The 14,253-nt window shown below is 64.1% G+C and carries 16 protein-coding genes; 12 read left to right on the forward strand and 4 right to left on the reverse strand.

Translation table 11 applies throughout. The features are described 5' to 3' along the window. Positions 1–81: 81 nt before the first annotated feature. Together ctaD and coxB are read right to left on the reverse strand one after the other, a co-directional pair. Positions 82–1,794, reverse strand: coding sequence for a cytochrome c oxidase subunit I (gene ctaD / locus C0V72_RS00735; RefSeq protein WP_101791293.1), 1,713 nt, complete (start codon positions 1,792–1,794; stop codon positions 82–84). 40 nt (positions 1,795–1,834) lie between these two features. Further along, complete coding sequence (gene coxB, locus C0V72_RS00740) at positions 1,835–2,827, reverse strand: cytochrome c oxidase subunit II (protein ID WP_101791294.1); 993 nt, start codon at positions 2,825–2,827, stop codon at positions 1,835–1,837. A gap of 244 nt (positions 2,828–3,071) precedes the next feature. Between coxB and pyrE the strand changes: the two genes are divergently transcribed. The 11 genes from pyrE to C0V72_RS00790 all read left to right on the forward strand — a co-directional run bounded on the left by pyrE (position 3,072) and on the right by C0V72_RS00790 (position 10,044). Then, positions 3,072–3,653, forward strand: coding sequence for an orotate phosphoribosyltransferase (gene pyrE, locus C0V72_RS00745; RefSeq protein WP_101791295.1), 582 nt, complete (start codon positions 3,072–3,074; stop codon positions 3,651–3,653). Between the two features lie 184 nt (positions 3,654–3,837). Then, entirely contained in the window at positions 3,838–4,875 is a 1,038-nt protein-coding gene (locus C0V72_RS00750; protein WP_172438857.1) for a serine hydrolase domain-containing protein, read from the forward strand. Continuing rightward, a complete protein-coding gene (locus C0V72_RS00755) occupies positions 4,872–5,618 on the forward strand; it encodes a pyridoxine 5'-phosphate synthase (RefSeq protein WP_101791297.1) in 747 nt (248 codons plus the stop codon). The genes C0V72_RS00750 and C0V72_RS00755 overlap by 4 nt, the downstream gene beginning before the upstream one ends. 11 nt (positions 5,619–5,629) lie before the next feature. Continuing rightward, entirely contained in the window at positions 5,630–5,899 is a 270-nt protein-coding gene (locus tag C0V72_RS00760; protein ID WP_233999710.1) for a pyridoxal phosphate biosynthetic protein, read from the forward strand. Between the two features lie 124 nt (positions 5,900–6,023). Next, positions 6,024–6,425, forward strand: coding sequence for a holo-ACP synthase (gene acpS / locus C0V72_RS00765; protein WP_101791299.1), 402 nt, complete (start codon positions 6,024–6,026; stop codon positions 6,423–6,425). A gap of 13 nt (positions 6,426–6,438) precedes the next feature. Further along, positions 6,439–7,311 carry a signal peptidase I gene (gene lepB, locus C0V72_RS00770; protein ID WP_101791300.1) on the forward strand — a complete coding sequence of 291 codons (873 nt, stop codon included), beginning with the start codon at positions 6,439–6,441 and terminating at the stop codon, positions 7,309–7,311. A gap of 20 nt (positions 7,312–7,331) precedes the next feature. Beyond that, positions 7,332–8,477 (forward strand): DUF3089 domain-containing protein, encoded by a 1,146-nt coding sequence (locus C0V72_RS00775; RefSeq protein WP_101791301.1) that lies wholly within the window; start codon positions 7,332–7,334, stop codon positions 8,475–8,477. Further along, a complete protein-coding gene (gene ruvX / locus C0V72_RS00780; protein ID WP_101791302.1) occupies positions 8,459–8,944 on the forward strand; it encodes a Holliday junction resolvase RuvX in 486 nt (161 codons plus the stop codon). The genes C0V72_RS00775 and ruvX overlap by 19 nt, the downstream gene beginning before the upstream one ends. Next, positions 8,945–9,109, forward strand: a complete 165-nt coding sequence (locus C0V72_RS16305; protein ID WP_172438858.1) for a hypothetical protein — start codon at positions 8,945–8,947, stop codon at positions 9,107–9,109. Between the two features lie 67 nt (positions 9,110–9,176). Next, positions 9,177–9,656, forward strand: a complete 480-nt coding sequence (locus C0V72_RS00785; protein WP_101791360.1) for a PaaI family thioesterase — start codon at positions 9,177–9,179, stop codon at positions 9,654–9,656. Continuing rightward, positions 9,649–10,044, forward strand: coding sequence for a PaaI family thioesterase (locus C0V72_RS00790; RefSeq protein ID WP_101791303.1), 396 nt, complete (start codon positions 9,649–9,651; stop codon positions 10,042–10,044). Before C0V72_RS00785 ends, C0V72_RS00790 begins: the two co-directional genes overlap by 8 nt. Here C0V72_RS00790 and C0V72_RS00795 read toward each other — a convergent pair. Both C0V72_RS00795 and C0V72_RS00800 read right to left on the reverse strand, forming a co-directional pair. Then, the gene (locus C0V72_RS00795; RefSeq protein ID WP_101791304.1) at positions 10,041–12,236 is read right to left on the reverse strand and encodes a transglycosylase domain-containing protein; all 2,196 of its coding nucleotides are present in this window, start codon (positions 12,234–12,236) and stop codon (positions 10,041–10,043) included. The two genes, C0V72_RS00790 and C0V72_RS00795, sit on opposite strands and share 4 nt — an antisense overlap. Positions 12,237–12,285: 49 nt before the next feature. Next, entirely contained in the window at positions 12,286–13,275 is a 990-nt protein-coding gene (locus tag C0V72_RS00800) for an AAA family ATPase (RefSeq protein WP_101791305.1), read from the reverse strand. A 129-nt stretch (positions 13,276–13,404) separates the two neighbouring features. Here C0V72_RS00800 and C0V72_RS00805 point away from each other — a divergent pair, with 129 nt between their 5' ends. Beyond that, positions 13,405–14,244 (forward strand): oxygenase MpaB family protein, encoded by an 840-nt coding sequence (locus C0V72_RS00805; protein ID WP_101791306.1) that lies wholly within the window; start codon positions 13,405–13,407, stop codon positions 14,242–14,244. The last annotated feature ends 9 nt before the right edge of the window (positions 14,245–14,253 follow it).

Here is a 14,253-nt window from a genome sequence, read left to right on the forward strand (position 1 = left end):
CCATCGGCAAGGAGCGCGGGCACCGGCCCGCGCTCCCCCGTTTGCTTATGCTCCGGTACAGGAGCCGATCATGCCCCGCCCTTACGCTGTGGCCGGACGGTGATCGTGGTAGTCCATGCTGTCGGTGATGACCGGCAGCGTCTCGAACTGGTGGTAAGGCGGCGGGCTCGGCAGGGTCCATTCCAGCGTCGTCGCGCCTTCGCCCCACGGATTGGCAGCCGCCTTCTTACCGGCCAGCAGCGCATAGGCGATGTTGACGAAGAAGAAGATCATCGAGCCGGCCATGATGTAGTACCCGTAGGTGCTGACCTGGTGCCAGAACGTGAAGGCTTCCGCATAGTCGGGGTAACGACGCGGCATGCCCTGCATCCCCAGGAAGTGCTGCGGGAAGAAGATCACGTTCACGCCGACGAAGAAGGTCCAGAAGTGGATGTGCGACAGCAGCTCGGAATGCATCCGCCCGCTCATCTTCGGGAACCAGTAGTAGAAGCCGGCGAACATCGAGAACACGGCGCCCATCGACAGCACGTAGTGGAAGTGAGCCACCACGTAGTAGGTGTCGTGCAGGTTGTCGTCGATCCCGCCATTGGCCAGCACGACGCCGGTGACGCCGCCCACGGTGAACAGGAAAATGAAGCCCATCGACCAGACCATCGGCGACTTGAAGCTGAGGCTGCCGCCCCACATCGTCGCAATCCAGCTGAAGATCTTCACGCCGGTCGGCACCGCGATCACCATGGTGGCGGCTGTGAAGTACATCTTCGTGTTCACGTCGAGGCCCACGGTGTACATGTGGTGCGCCCAGACGATGAAGCCGACGACACCGATCGCCACCATGGCGTAGGCCATGCCGAGGTAACCGAACACCGGCTTCTTCGAGAAGGTGGCGATGATCTGCGAGATCATGCCGAAGCCCGGCAGGATCATGATGTAAACTTCAGGGTGGCCGAAGAACCAGAACAGGTGCTGATAAAGCACCGGATCGCCGCCGCCGGCCGGGTTGAAGAAAGTGGTGCCGAAGTTGCGGTCGGTCAGCAGCATGGTGATGGCGGCGGCAAGAACCGGCAACGCCAGCAGCAGCAGGAAGGCAGTGACCAGCACCGACCACACGAACAGCGGCATCTTGTGCAGGGTCATGCCCGGCGCGCGCATGTTGAAGATGGTGGTGATGAAGTTGGTCGCACCCAGGATCGAGCCTGCGCCCGAAAGGTGCAACGAGAAGATCGCGAAGTCGACTGCCGGACCAACCGACCCGCTGGTCGACAAGGGCGCGTAGACCGTCCAGCCGGTGCCGGCGCCAGGGCCGGTGCCGCCGGGGACGAACAGCGAGAACAGCAAGCTGAAGAAGCCCGCCACGGTCAGCCAGAAGCTGACATTGTTCATGCGCGGGAAGGCCATGTCGGGCGCGCCGATCATCAGCGGCACGAACCAGTTGCCAAAGCCGCCGATCATGGCCGGCATGACCATGAAGAACACCATGATCAGCCCGTGGGCAGTGATGAACACGTTCCACATGTGGAGCGCGGTATTGATATCATTGGCGCCGCCCATGAACTGCGCCCACCATTGCAGGTATTGGATACCCGGTTCGGCGAGTTCGACGCGCATGATGCCCGAAATCGCGCCGCCCACGATCCCCGCGATGATCGCGAAGATCAGGTACATCGTGCCGATGTCCTTGTGGTTGGTCGACATAAACCAGCGGGCAAAGAAGCCCGGCTTGTGGTCCGCGTGATCGTGGGCGTCATGCCCATAATCGTGATGGGCGTCGAAGCCTTCTGCGGTGGTTGCCATGGGTTCGCTACTCTTCTGCGTTAAACACGTGTTGTCTGGTTCAGCTTGCGGCGGCCGGCGCGGCGGCGGCGGCAGCATCAGCCGGGGCTGCGGCCGGAGCCGCAGCTTCTTCGCCCGGCATCGTCCCGCCCTGCGCCTTCACCCAGGCGGCAAATTCAGCCGGGGGCAAGGCTTCAACCGCGATCGGCATGTAAGCATGACGCGCGCCGCACAGTTCGGAACACTGGCCGTAATACACGCCCGGCTCCTTGATGGTCAGGAGCTTTTCGTTGAGCCGGCCCGGCACCGCGTCCATCTTGAACCACAGCGATGGCACAGCAAAGGCGTGGATCACATCGCTTGCCGTGGTCTGGATGCGCAGCGGCACGCCCGCGGGCACCACCATGCGCTTGTCCACAGCCAGCTGGCCCGGCTCACCGCGGCGGACCGCTTCGCCTTCGTCCAGCATGTTCGAAATCACTTCGATGCCGCCGTGGTCGGGATATTCATAACCCCAGTACCACTGGTAACCCGTTGCCTTGATCGTCACCGCATCGGCCGGCGGCGTTTCGTACTGACGCGCCAGCAGCGTGATGGAAGGCACCGCGATGATCACCAGAATGATCACCGGCACGATCGTCCAGATCACTTCGATCGCCGTGTTGTGCGTGGTGCGCGAAGCAACCGGATTGCGCGCCCGGTTGAAGCGCGCCACCACATACAGCAGCAGGCCCAGCACCAACAGGCTGATGATCGTGATCACCGGCATCAGGATGCGGTCATGCATCCACAGCGCGTATTCGCCATTGTCCGAATACTGGTCCTGGAAGGTAATGCTTTTGGCAGCATCATCTTCGAACGAGGTCGGCATGCCCTTGCCCTTGGTCGGAGCCATCGGGGTGTAGGTGCTGGCCGCAGGCGCAGGCGCCGCAGCCTCAGCCGCGGGCGCAGCGTCCACTGCCACAGGTGCCGCCGGAACGGAATCCTGTGCAGCAACGTTCATCGGCGCAAGCACCGACAGTCCGGCCGCAAGCGCCAGAAGAGCTTTTTTCATACGGGTATGCCTTTGACCCATCATCATGTGTCCAAGTGGTTCGAATCTGATCCCATACTGCCCGCCGCTTGGCCCTATCAGACCCGCTACCGACAGCGTTTAGCCAGCCATAAGGCCAGCTTCATCCCTGCCCTTAGCCGCGCTTGCCGAGGGCCTCAAGCGCTTCTAGGGAGAAAATTATGCAAGCCACCATGACCCCGGCGCAAGCTGGCGTTTTTCCTTCCGATTTCTGCGGAGTTACCCCGTGACGCAAGATGAAGTTCTGGCCGAATTCCGCGGCTCTGGTGCATTGCTTGAAGGGCACTTCAAACTTTCTTCCGGACGCCATAGTGGCCATTACTTGCAATGTGCCCGCGTGCTGATGAACCCCGCCCGCGCTGCTCGGCTGGCCGAAGCGGTGGTCGCGGGCATCCCCGATGCGGTGCGCGCGGCGGTTGATGTCGTCGTATCACCGGCCATGGGCGGCATTATCATCGGTCACGAAGTCGGCCGCGCGCTGGGCAAGGATGCCTTGTTCCTTGAGCGGCCCGATGGCGTGTTTCATCTGCGCCGAGGATTTGCGCTGCAACCCGGTGCCAAAGTACTGATGGTCGAGGACGTGGTCACCACCGGCCTCTCCAGCCGCGAAGCCATTGCGGCCGTCGCGCGCGAAGGGGCCGAAGTGATTGCAGAATGCGCGATCATCGACCGTTCGTGCGGTTCGGTCGATCTGGGCGTGCCGTTCTACCCACTGCTCGCCATTGATTTTCCGACCTATGACGAAAACGACATCCCTGCGGCGCTGGCCAGCGTAGAAGTGACAAAGCCCGGCAGCCGGAAGGAATGAATTGATGTTCACGCGCCTTGGATTCGCGGTGCTTGCGCTCATGGCCGCGCCCGGAGCAGCGCAAAACGAAGCGCCCCAGCCTCAAGAGCGCCCTACAATCAAGATTGAACGGCCTTCCCTCACTCCTGAACAAGAAGCGCGCGGCGAGCGTTTTTCGCATTTCTCGAAGGTGGTCGGGGCGAAAATGAAAGACGCCCGCTTCAGCGGAGAGATCGCCATCGCATTCTCGCCGCTCGACAACGGTGAGTTGTATACCTCGACCGCTGTTGCACAGGACGCCGATGGCAATCGCCGCGAGACCGGCCTGCCGTGGCGCTGGGCTTCGGTCACCAAGCAGGTGATCGCGGTGATGATTATGCAAGAGGTTGCCCGCGGGACCATCGCACTCGATGCACCGGTAGCTCGCTACCTTCCGGAGTTCCGGTCGCCGAATGCAAGCCTTATAACGGTGCGCCAACTGCTACGGCATCAGACCGGACTTCCCAATCCCGACGATACCAAGCCTGACCCTCAAGGCGTACCGAGTTACTACACACCCGATTTCGCAGGAAACAAGGACCCGCTGACCGGTTATTGCGCCGGGCCGGTCAGGGGCGAACCGGGAGGAGCTTGGTCCTACAACAACTGTGATTACATCGTCGCTGGCGCGCTGCTGGAGGCAGTAACGGGCGAAAGCTGGGAGGCGATCCTCGACATGCGCAAACGCCGCAGCTTCGCACAGTCAGACCCGAAGCTATGGGATCGGCCACTGATCGGGATCGCCCCTCTTGCGGATGCGCAGCCTGTCCCCGAGCCGTGGCCCGGCTATGTCGCAAACGTCCGTGAACCGACGTTCGACATCGCCAGCTTTGGCGCGGCGGGCGCGCTTTACGGCACTGCCTTCGATCTGGTGGCATTCGATATGCATCTTGCTACCGGTCAGTATCTGCCGCCCGAAGCCCTCGCCGAACTATGGGACGGTCAGCCCGAACTCGGCTACCTTGCGCTGGGGCAATGGGCCTTCGAAGCGCCGCTCAAGGGCTGCGCCGCGCCGGTCCGCATCATCGAGCGGCGCGGCGCCATCGGCGGGGTGCAGGTGCGCAACTTCATCCTGCCGGAAACCAAAATGGCGCTCGCGATGTTCACCGATCAGGCCGAGTTCGATTTCGGCGAAATCTGGCAGGGCGCGGGCTTCTCCTTCGAGATGCTGAGCCTCGCCGCCTGCCCGCAAGGACCCCAATGAACCAGCCCCGCCCCCTCCGTCTCGGCGTCAATATCGATCACGTGGCCACCATTCGCAATGCGCGCGGCGGGGTTCATCCCGATCCGGTGCGCGCGGCGGAGATTGTCGCGGCTGTCGGCGGCGACGGGATCACCGCGCACCTGCGCGAAGACCGCCGCCATATCCGCGATGAGGATTTGGCGCGCATTCAGGCAGCCACCAATCTGCCGCTCAATTTCGAGATGGCCGCCACCCGCGAAATGCTCGATATCGCGCTGCGCCACAAACCCCATGCCGCCTGCATCGTCCCCGAAAAGCGCGAAGAACGCACCACGGAAGGCGGGCTGGATGCAGCAGGCATGCACAACACGCTGGCCCCGATTGCCGAGGAATTGCGGGCTGCGGGCATCCGCGTATCGCTGTTTATCGAAGCGGACGAGCGGCAATTGGACGCCGCCCTGCGGCTCGGCGCGCCGGTGGTGGAGTTCCACACGGGCGAATATGCCCACGCCGCGCTGGATGGCGACGGTGCCAAAGTGGAGCGCGAACTGCGCCGCATCACCGACATGGCCGCTCTCGCCGCCAAGAACGGGATCGAGGCCCACGCAGGCCACGGCCTCACCTTTGAGAATGTCCAGCCCATCGCTGCCATCCCGCAAATCGCCGAACTCAACATCGGCCACTACCTGATTGGCGAGGCGGTGTTCGTCGGCCTTGAGAACGCGATCCGCCGGATGCGCGAATTGATGGATGAAGTGCGCTGAACCAGCCTGACTTGCCTACCCTGTCCGGTGAACAGAAGCGCTGGGCCTTCGGCGCGGCTGCGCTGTTCCTGCTGGCCGTGGGCTTCCTCGGCTTTGCGCTGAATGCGCAGGTTATGGTGGTGTTTGCGGTGGGCTGGCTGGCGCTGATGATTTTCGGCTTTGTCGGCGCGCTCAAGATGGCCAAGGGCGATTTTGCGCATCCGCTGTTCAAATCGCAGGTGATGCTGCACGTGATTGCGCTGGCGCTGCTGGCGGCGGTGGTTGCGAGGGCGCTTCCTTGATTACGCTTGCCGTCCGGCGAGCGATATCCTCGCTCATTCGGCCTGACGTCCGCATCGCTGCGGGCGGCCAGTCGGCCTTGCAGTCGCTGCGCGCCCGTGCCAGCGCAGTGTTTGGAGTAGTCTGTTGATTATCGGCATGGGCTCCGACCTCTGCAATATCGAGCGGATCGCCAATTCGCTCGCCCGTTATGGCGAGCGGTTCGAGAACCGCGTTTTCACCGCCACTGAAATCGCCAAGGCCCGCCGCCGCCCCTTCACCATTGCGGGCACTTACGCGAAACGCTTCGCCGCCAAGGAAGCTTTCAGCAAGGCCGTGGGCACGGGGTTCAGGCGCGGCGTGTTCATGAAGGACATCGGCGTGGTTAACGCCCCATCGGGTGCCCCCACCCTCGCCCTGACCGGCGGGGCGGCTTTGCGACTTGAAGAAATGGTCCCGACAGGCCATGAGGCTCGCATCCATCTGACCCTCACCGATGATCACCCCTGGGCGCAGGCCTTTGTGATCATCGAAGCCATCCCTCTGTGAAGCGGCCCTCTCCATGGCATCCATCGATACCCCGCACCCGGCTGATACGTCCGATACGGTCAACTGGCTCGCCGAAATCCGCGGGCTGGCCCTTATGCTGCTGGCGGTCCTGGCGTTCCACAGCCTGGTGGCCAAGCCGTTCTACATCCCTTCCACCTCGATGATGCCGACCCTGTGGGTGGGCGACCGGCTGGTGGTGAGCAAGTATCCTTACGGCTGGTCCTGGGCCTCGGCGAGCTTTCACCTGCTGCCCCGGTCGAGCACGCGGATCTGGCCCGCGACCCCGGAATATGGCGACATCGTGATCCCCGTCCACCCGGTGCGCGACGAGGATTACATCAAGCGCGTGGTCGCTTTGCCGGGCGATACGATCGAAGTGCGCGGCGGACAGATCATCCTCAACGGCACGCCGATCAAGCGCGAGGTGGTGCCCCCGGTGCGCCTGCCGTTTGAACCGGAATTGCTGTGCAAGGGCAGCCCCTGCCTCGCCGCCTTCGAGGCCTTTCGCAAGACCGGCCCCGACGGGCGCGACTATTTCGACCCGCCGACCTGGCGCGAAACCCTGCCCAATGGCGCGACCTATCTGACCATTGATTACATGGACCAAAGCCTCGACAATTACGGCCCCTACACCGTCCCGGCCGACAGCGTCTTCGTGATGGGCGACAACCGCGACCAAAGCGCCGATAGCCGCGCGGCCGCAATCGAGAACGGTCTGGGCGATGGCGTGCCGCTGGCCAATATCGGCGGACGGGCCGAATTCATTACCTTCAGCCTTGATGGATCGACCACCTGGAACCCGGCGAGCTGGTTCACCAGCCTGCGCGGCGACCGCGCATGGACGACCCTGCGCCCGCCGCTGGCCGAAGGTGCAGCGGCCAAATGAGCTGAGGCACCGCACCAAAAATGGCCCGCAAGTTTCTCTATTTCGTCGCTTTGTGCATCATTGTGGTGATCGCGGGTGCATTTTTGCTCGCGCGCTTTCCGAACGAGCTCACGCGGCTGGCGATGGTGCCATCGTCCGACTTTGCACCAGTCGCGCCGCTTGAAGCCAATGCCTATCAGGACCCCGCTCTGTGGTATTCGCGCCCCGGCATCGGGACCAGCGATCCATCGCGCTGGCAACCCGCCTTTGCGGCCGGCAGCGATCCTGCGCCTACGCCAACCCCGCCCGCCGAGCGGTTTGCGGTCTTCTTTGTCCACCCGACCAGCTATCTCAACCGCTCGAACTGGAACGCCCCGCTCGCCAATGGCGGCGATCCCGAGGCTGAACGCGTCGCGCGCATTTATCTGCGCGGCATGGCCAGCCCGTTCAACGCGGCGAGCGAAATCTGGGCGCCGCGCTACCGCCAGGCCACGATGGGCGCGTTCCTGACCGACGCGCCTGAAGGCAAGCAGGCGGTCGATGCCGCCTATGCCGATGTGCGCGAGGCCTATCGCTATTTCCTGTCATCGGTCGATCCGGCGCTGCCCATCGTGCTGGCCGGCCATTCGCAAGGCGCGCTGCATCTGAAGCGCCTGCTGGCGGAAGAAGTGCAAGGCTCTCCCGCTGCGGCGCGGCTGGCGGCAGCCTACATCATCGGCTGGCCGGTTTCGGTCGAACACGATCTGCCTGTTATCGGCTTTCCCCCTTGCGCGGTGCCAGCGCAGACCGGGTGCATTATCAGCTGGTCCAGCTTTGCCGAACCGGCCGATCCGGCACTGGTGCTGGAAGCCTATGGCTCAGCGCCCGCGCTTGATGGCGATAAGCCCGGCCGCAGCGCGATGCTGTGCACCAACCCGTTGACCGGGATGGTCGGCGGCGCTGCGCCCGCCAGTGCGAACCTTGGTACGCTGGTGCCCGAAGACAGCATGGAAAAGGGCGAATTGGTGCCGGGTCTGGTGCCCGCCCGCTGCGATGCGCGCGGCCTGTTGCTGATCGGCGCACCGCCGGAAATGGGCAGCTACGTCCTGCCCGGCAACAACTACCACGTTTACGATCTGCCGCTGTTCTGGGCGAACACCAAGGCTGACGTAACCCGGCGGATCGCAGCGTGGCAGAAACAGCCCTGATCTTTGAAGATGCGCGCGGGTTTGGCAGCGCGCTCGGAGAGGGCGGCGTGCTGCTTGGCCTTGACCTTGGCACCAAGACGCTGGGCACCGCCCTGTGCGATGCCGGATGGCGCTTTGCCACCAACAACACCACCATTCAGCGCGGCAAGTGGGGCCGGGACCGCGAGACCCTCGCCGCACTGATCCAGGCCCGAAGCGTGCGCGGGATCGTGCTCGGTCTCCCGCGCAACATGGACGGCTCCGAAGGTCCGCGCGCACAGGCCTCGCGCGCCTATGCCCGCAATTGCGCTGAGGCTTTCGGCCTGCCGCTGCTGCTGTGGGACGAACGCTGGTCAACCCAGGCCGCCGAAGCCGCGATGATCGGGCAGGACATGAGCCGCGCCAAACGCGCCGCCGCTATCGACGCTCATGCCGCAGCGGTGATTCTGCAAGGCGCGATCGACCGGCTGGCAGGGGGCGTGCTGTAAGTGATCGAGGATGCCGCCGGGATAGCGATAGAAGCATTGGGGGAGCTTGGTTCACTTGCCGACTCCTCGACCCGCAGGAGGCGACGGACCGGTTGCGGCTGGTTGGCCCTGATCGGGACAATCGTTGTTCTGATCGCCGTCGGCGTGGCCCTGCTGAGCAACTGAAGCGCGTGCGCCCCTGCAAGAAATAAACGATTGTGCGCCAAGCGCCCCCGCCCCTATGCACCCCACCATGACCACGCCCCCTGCCCGGTTCGACGCACGCGAAGCCTCGCGCTGGTTCTTCCGCCACGGCCATACCGGTTGGCTCGGCCTCAAATTCGCCGATCAAGGCGAGAATTGGGTCGAGCTGGAACTGCCGTGGCGCGAAGATCTGCTTGGCGACCGCAGCAGCCCGGTGCTTGCCTCCGGCCCCATCATCAGCCTGATGGACATGGCCAGCGGCATGGCGATCTGGCAGACGGCGGGCAGTTTCAATCCCGTGGCCACGCTCGATCTCAGGGTCGATTACCAGCGCCCCGCGCGCGAACGGGCGAGCGTGCGCGGACGGGTGGAATGCTATCGGCGCACGCGCTCTGCCGCTTTTGTCCGCGGCATTGCGCATGATGGCGATCCCGACGATCCGGTCGCCCATGTCGCCGGCGTGTTCATGACCATTGGCGCAGACCCGCGCGAGGGCAATCCGGCGGTGCAGGGGAAAACCGATGTCTGAGGGTGTGGAACTGCCCGCCTATGCCCGCTCGCTCGGGATTGTCGCGACCGGCACGCACGAGGCGGGGATGCCGGTGCTCACCGTGGATTTCGGGCCTACGGTTGAAGGGCGCCCGCAGCATTTTCACGGCGGCGCAACCGCCGGATTGCTGGAAAATGCAGGCTACGCCGCGCTGCGCACCGCATTGCTTGCAGCGGGACGCGATCCGCAACTCAAGCCGATCAACATCACCGTCCAATACCTTGCTGCGGGCAAATCGCAGGCGAGCTTTGCAGCCGGGCGCATCACCCGGCTGGGGCGCCGCAATGCCAACATCACCGTCGAAGCCTGGCAGACCGACCGCTCCCGCCCGATTGCGACGGCAGTGATGAATATCCTGATGGTTTAAGGCGGATCGACCGGCGTGGGCGATGCCGAGGGTTGCACGGCTACCCCTTGGCCGTCGACCCGTACTTCAACCGGTGCGCCGTCCTGCCGGATTGTCACGCCCGCCCCGTCGATGCTGATGCTCGCGCCGTCCTGCCCCAGCGGAATTTGCTCCCCTTCAAGCACATCAAGCGGCTGGACCGGTCCTTGGGGATCGGGCGACGTTTCCACCTTGGGAGCAGGCGCGGCTTCAACCTTGAGCGCACCGCGCATGAAATCGCGCCAGATGCGCGCGGGCGTGCTGCCGCCGGTCACACCGTTCAGCGGCGTGTTGTCATCATTGCCGACCCACACGCCCACCACCAGATCCCCGGCATAGCCGACGAACAGCGCATCGCGGTAATCCTGCGTGGTGCCGGTCTTGCCGAAATTGGCAATCGGCAACACGGCATTGCGCCCCGTCCCGCGGTTGATCGCGGCGCGCAGCATGCCTTCCAGATCGTCGTGGGTGGACGAGGACATCGAACCCTTTCGGGTTGTCAGCCATTCCCACCAGCCCGGCTCGCCCCGTGCAAAGGCGTGGGGTTCGACCGGGTATTCGTTCGCCGCGATCCCGGCATAGGCTGCCGTCAGCTCCATCAGGGTCATCGATGATGTGCCCAGCGCAAGGCTCGGGTCGCCTTCGGTCATGGGCGCGGTGATGCCGAGGCGGCGGGCGGTGCGGATCACCTTGTCGCTGCCCACCGCCTGAAGCAACCGGACAGCTGCCACATTGCTCGACTGGGCAAAGGCATCTTCGAGCGTGATCTGGTCCGAATACTGTTCGCGCGCGTTCTTGGGCCGATAGCTGCCTTGGGTGATCGGCGTATTGGGAATGGTGTCGTCCGGTTCCCACCCGGCTTCCAGCGCGGTCAGATAGACAAACGTCTTGAAGGTCGATCCCGGCTGGCGGCGGGCCTGCGTGGCGCGGTTGAAGGGCGAGGCGCTGTAATCGCGCCCGCCCACCATGGCCACCACCTCGCCATTGCGGCGCATCGCCACCAGCGCGACCTGCGCGCCGCCCTTGTTCGGCCCAAGCGGCGCGCGCGCAACGATCCGGCTGGCGAGCGCTTGCAACCGCGAGTCCAGCGTGGTGGTGAGCACCGCCTTGGAATAGCCCGCCTCCATCCCCTCACGCGCCAGCGGCAGCGCCCAGTCGGCAAAATAGGTACCGGTGGGCAGGTTATCGTCGCGCGTTCGCACATCGATGCGCGGATCGGGCAGCGCGGCGGCCTCGGCCGCGGTGAGGTAGCCTTCGTCGACCATCGAACCGATGACCAGTTCCATGCGCTTCTTCGCCTTGTCGTAATGCTTGGTCGGAGCATAGCGCGACGGGGCTTGCAACAACCCGGCCAGCATCGCGGCCTGTTCGGGGCGCAATTTTTCCGGCTGGCGGTAGAAATAATGCAACGACGCCGCGCGCAAACCATACTGGTTGTCGCCGAAATAGGCGTTCGACAGATAGCGTTCGAGGATCTCGTCCTTGGTCAGCCAGCTTTCCAGCCAGATCGCAATCAGCGCCTCACGCGCCTTGCGGCTCAGCGATTGTTCGGGCGTCAGAAAGGTGAACTTGGCAAGCTGCTGGGTGATCGTCGACCCCCCGCCATATCCCGTCCACGCGGCCCGGGCGATCCCGCGCGGATCGATGCCCCAGTGCGAATAGAACCGCCGGTCCTCGATCGCGAGGAAGGCCTGCACCACATGCGGCGGCAAGTCGGCGACTTTGACCGGAGCTTCAACCACCGCCCCCTGCCGCGCAATCGGCGTGCCATCGCTGGCCAGCAGCGTAACCTGCGGCGGGGCGATGGGTTCAAGGCTTTTGGAGAGCGGCGCGGTGATCAGCAACCAGCTGACCAGCAGAGCGAAGATGGCCGCAAACGCCATCGCGGCCCGCCCGGCCCACCACCACCGGGAACGCACCCGCCAGTAATCGCGCTGCCACCAGCGCAACCTGCGCTTTTCAGCGACATCCAGCGCCTCGTCGATCCCGGCCAGCTTTGCGTCCCACGCGGCAAAATCTGGCGTGCCGGAAACGCGCGGGCGCGGCGCGTCATCATCGTCATCCTCATCGAGCGGACGGGCTGATTCGTAGAGCGCGAAATACTCCGCGGGCGCGCCATCGGGCTCCGAAGCGCCGGCGCGCGAGCTTTTCCAGAATCGGTCGAACAGCACCATCTCGGACGCTGTGTTACCAGCCTAGAACACTTGCCCGCAAGCGCCTTGGTTAACGCTTCTTCGCCGCGCCTTCGGGAAGGTCTTCGCCAAACACCCGCTGGTAGTATTCGGCCACCAGGGTGCGCTCTGCCTCGTCGCATTTGTTGAGGAAGCTGAGGCGGAAAGCAAAACCAACGGACTTGAAGATCGCTGCGTTCTGCGCCCAGGTGATAACCGTGCGCGGGCTCATCACCGTCGAGATGTCGCCGTTGATAAAGCCCTGCCGGGTCAATTCGGCAACCTTGACCATATCCGCAATCAGCTTGTCATCGGCCTCAGGCGCCTTGGACTTGACGATCTGCTGTTCGACGGCGGGCGCCAGATAATTGAGCGCGACGACCACGTTCCAGCGGTCCATCTGCGCCTGATTGATCGCCTGCGTGCCGTGATACAGGCCCGAGGTGTCGCCAAGGCCGACGGTGTTGGTGGTCGCAAACAGCCGGAACCACGGGTTTGGCGTGATGACGCGGTTCTGATCGAGCAGCGTCAACCGGCCATCGAATTCGAGAATGCGCTGGATCACGAACATGACGTCGGGGCGGCCCGCGTCATATTCGTCGAAGGTCAGCGCCACCGGGTGCTGGAGCGCCCACGGCAGAATGCCTTCCTTGAACTCGGTGACCTGCAACCCGTCCTTCAGCACGATCGCATCCCGCCCGACCAGATCGATGCGGCTGATATGCGCATCAAGGTTCACGCGGATCGAGGGCCAGTTAAGGCGCGCTGCGACCTGTTCGATATGGGTCGACTTGCCCGTGCCGTGATAGCCCTGCACCATCACCCGGCGATTGTGGGCAAAGCCTGCGAGGATCGCCAGCGTGGTATCCGGATCGAACACATAGGCGCCATCGGCCTCGGGCACGTGCTCCGAGGCTTGCGTGAAAGCGGGCACCTGCCAATCGACATCAATGCCGAAGACCTCACGGACATCGACGGTGGTGTCGGGCTGACTGGGCATGGCGTGTTCGCCGGTGACATTGTTCTTGGAGGGTGCAGTCATCGTGGGTTTCGGTTAGAGCGCAAGTCGCTCGCCTGCAAGCAGTGGTTTGCGGCAGATGGCTGGCAAATTGGCCAGCCTGTCGCTCCCCGCCCGTTTCACTCTGCCCGCATCGTGCCTATATCCTCTGGCATGCCCGATCCCGTCGAATCGCTGCGCCTCAAACTGGTTTCACAGGTGCGCGGAGTGTTTCACGATGCGAGCAAAGGGCAAACCCCGACGCCGCCCTCCGACGAGGCCCTGTTTGCGCGCGACACCCCGATCCGGCAGGTGCATGCCGACATCGTCGGGATGATGACCGGCGGCGTGCGCGCGCTGCTGCTCCAGATGCTCCACCCCCATGCGTTGCAGGGCGTGCTCGATCATTCCAACTTCCGCGAGGATATGCACGGACGGCTGCAACGCACCGCGCGGTTCATTGCGGTCACCACCTTCGGCCACCGCGATGATGCAATGGCAGCGATTGCGCGGGTCAACCGGATCCATGCCAAGGTCGGCGGCACTCTGCCGGACGGCACGCGTTATGAAGCGACCAATCCGCGCACGCTGGCATGGGTGCATGTGACCGAGGCGCAGAGCTTTCTGGCAGGCTATATCCGCCATGTGCGGCCCACTATGCCGGGGGCCGAGCAGGACGAGTATTACCGCCAGTTCGCCGTCATCGCCCGGATGCTGGGCGCCGATCCGGTGCCGGAAACCCGCGCGGAGGCCGACCGGATTTTCCGAGAATTGCGCCATGATCTCAGCGCCTCATCCGCAGCTCGCGAAGTGGCGCAACTGGTGCTCAGCCAGCGACCCAAGGGCACACCGCAAGCGGTGCAGGCCATGATTACCGCCGATGCGGTGACAATGCTGCCCGATTGGGCGCGCACCATGTTGCATCTGCAACGTCCGATCCTGACCGCGCTGCCCGCCCGCGCGGCAACATGGGGCATGGGCCGCACTCTGCGCTGGGCGTTCCGGCAGACCTGAGCCGCTTCG

It is taken from the genome of Porphyrobacter sp. TH134, assembly GCF_002855495.1.
Taxonomy (GTDB): Bacteria; Pseudomonadota; Alphaproteobacteria; order Sphingomonadales; family Sphingomonadaceae; genus Erythrobacter.

Bases quoted from the DNA above. Each gene is read 5' to 3' on its own strand.
- lepB (WP_101791300.1), top strand. From the start codon at position 6,439: ATGGCATCCATCGATACCCCGCACCCGGCTGATACGTCCGATACGGTC.
- C0V72_RS00750 (WP_172438857.1), top strand. From the start codon at position 3,838: ATGAAAGACGCCCGCTTCAGCGGAGAGATCGCCATCGCATTCTCGCCG.
- C0V72_RS00790 (WP_101791303.1), top strand. From the start codon at position 9,649: ATGTCTGAGGGTGTGGAACTGCCCGCCTATGCCCGCTCGCTCGGGATT.
- C0V72_RS00775 (WP_101791301.1), top strand. From the start codon at position 7,332: ATGGCCCGCAAGTTTCTCTATTTCGTCGCTTTGTGCATCATTGTGGTG.
- C0V72_RS00805 (WP_101791306.1), top strand. From the start codon at position 13,405: ATGCCCGATCCCGTCGAATCGCTGCGCCTCAAACTGGTTTCACAGGTG.
- C0V72_RS00800 (WP_101791305.1), bottom strand. From the start codon at position 13,275: ATGACTGCACCCTCCAAGAACAATGTCACCGGCGAACACGCCATGCCC.
- C0V72_RS00795 (WP_101791304.1), bottom strand. From the start codon at position 12,236: ATGGTGCTGTTCGACCGATTCTGGAAAAGCTCGCGCGCCGGCGCTTCG.
- coxB (WP_101791294.1), bottom strand. From the start codon at position 2,827: ATGAAAAAAGCTCTTCTGGCGCTTGCGGCCGGACTGTCGGTGCTTGCG.
- C0V72_RS00785 (WP_101791360.1), top strand. From the start codon at position 9,177: ATGACCACGCCCCCTGCCCGGTTCGACGCACGCGAAGCCTCGCGCTGG.
- C0V72_RS00755 (WP_101791297.1), top strand. From the start codon at position 4,872: ATGAACCAGCCCCGCCCCCTCCGTCTCGGCGTCAATATCGATCACGTG.
- ctaD (WP_101791293.1), bottom strand. From the start codon at position 1,794: ATGGCAACCACCGCAGAAGGCTTCGACGCCCATCACGATTATGGGCAT.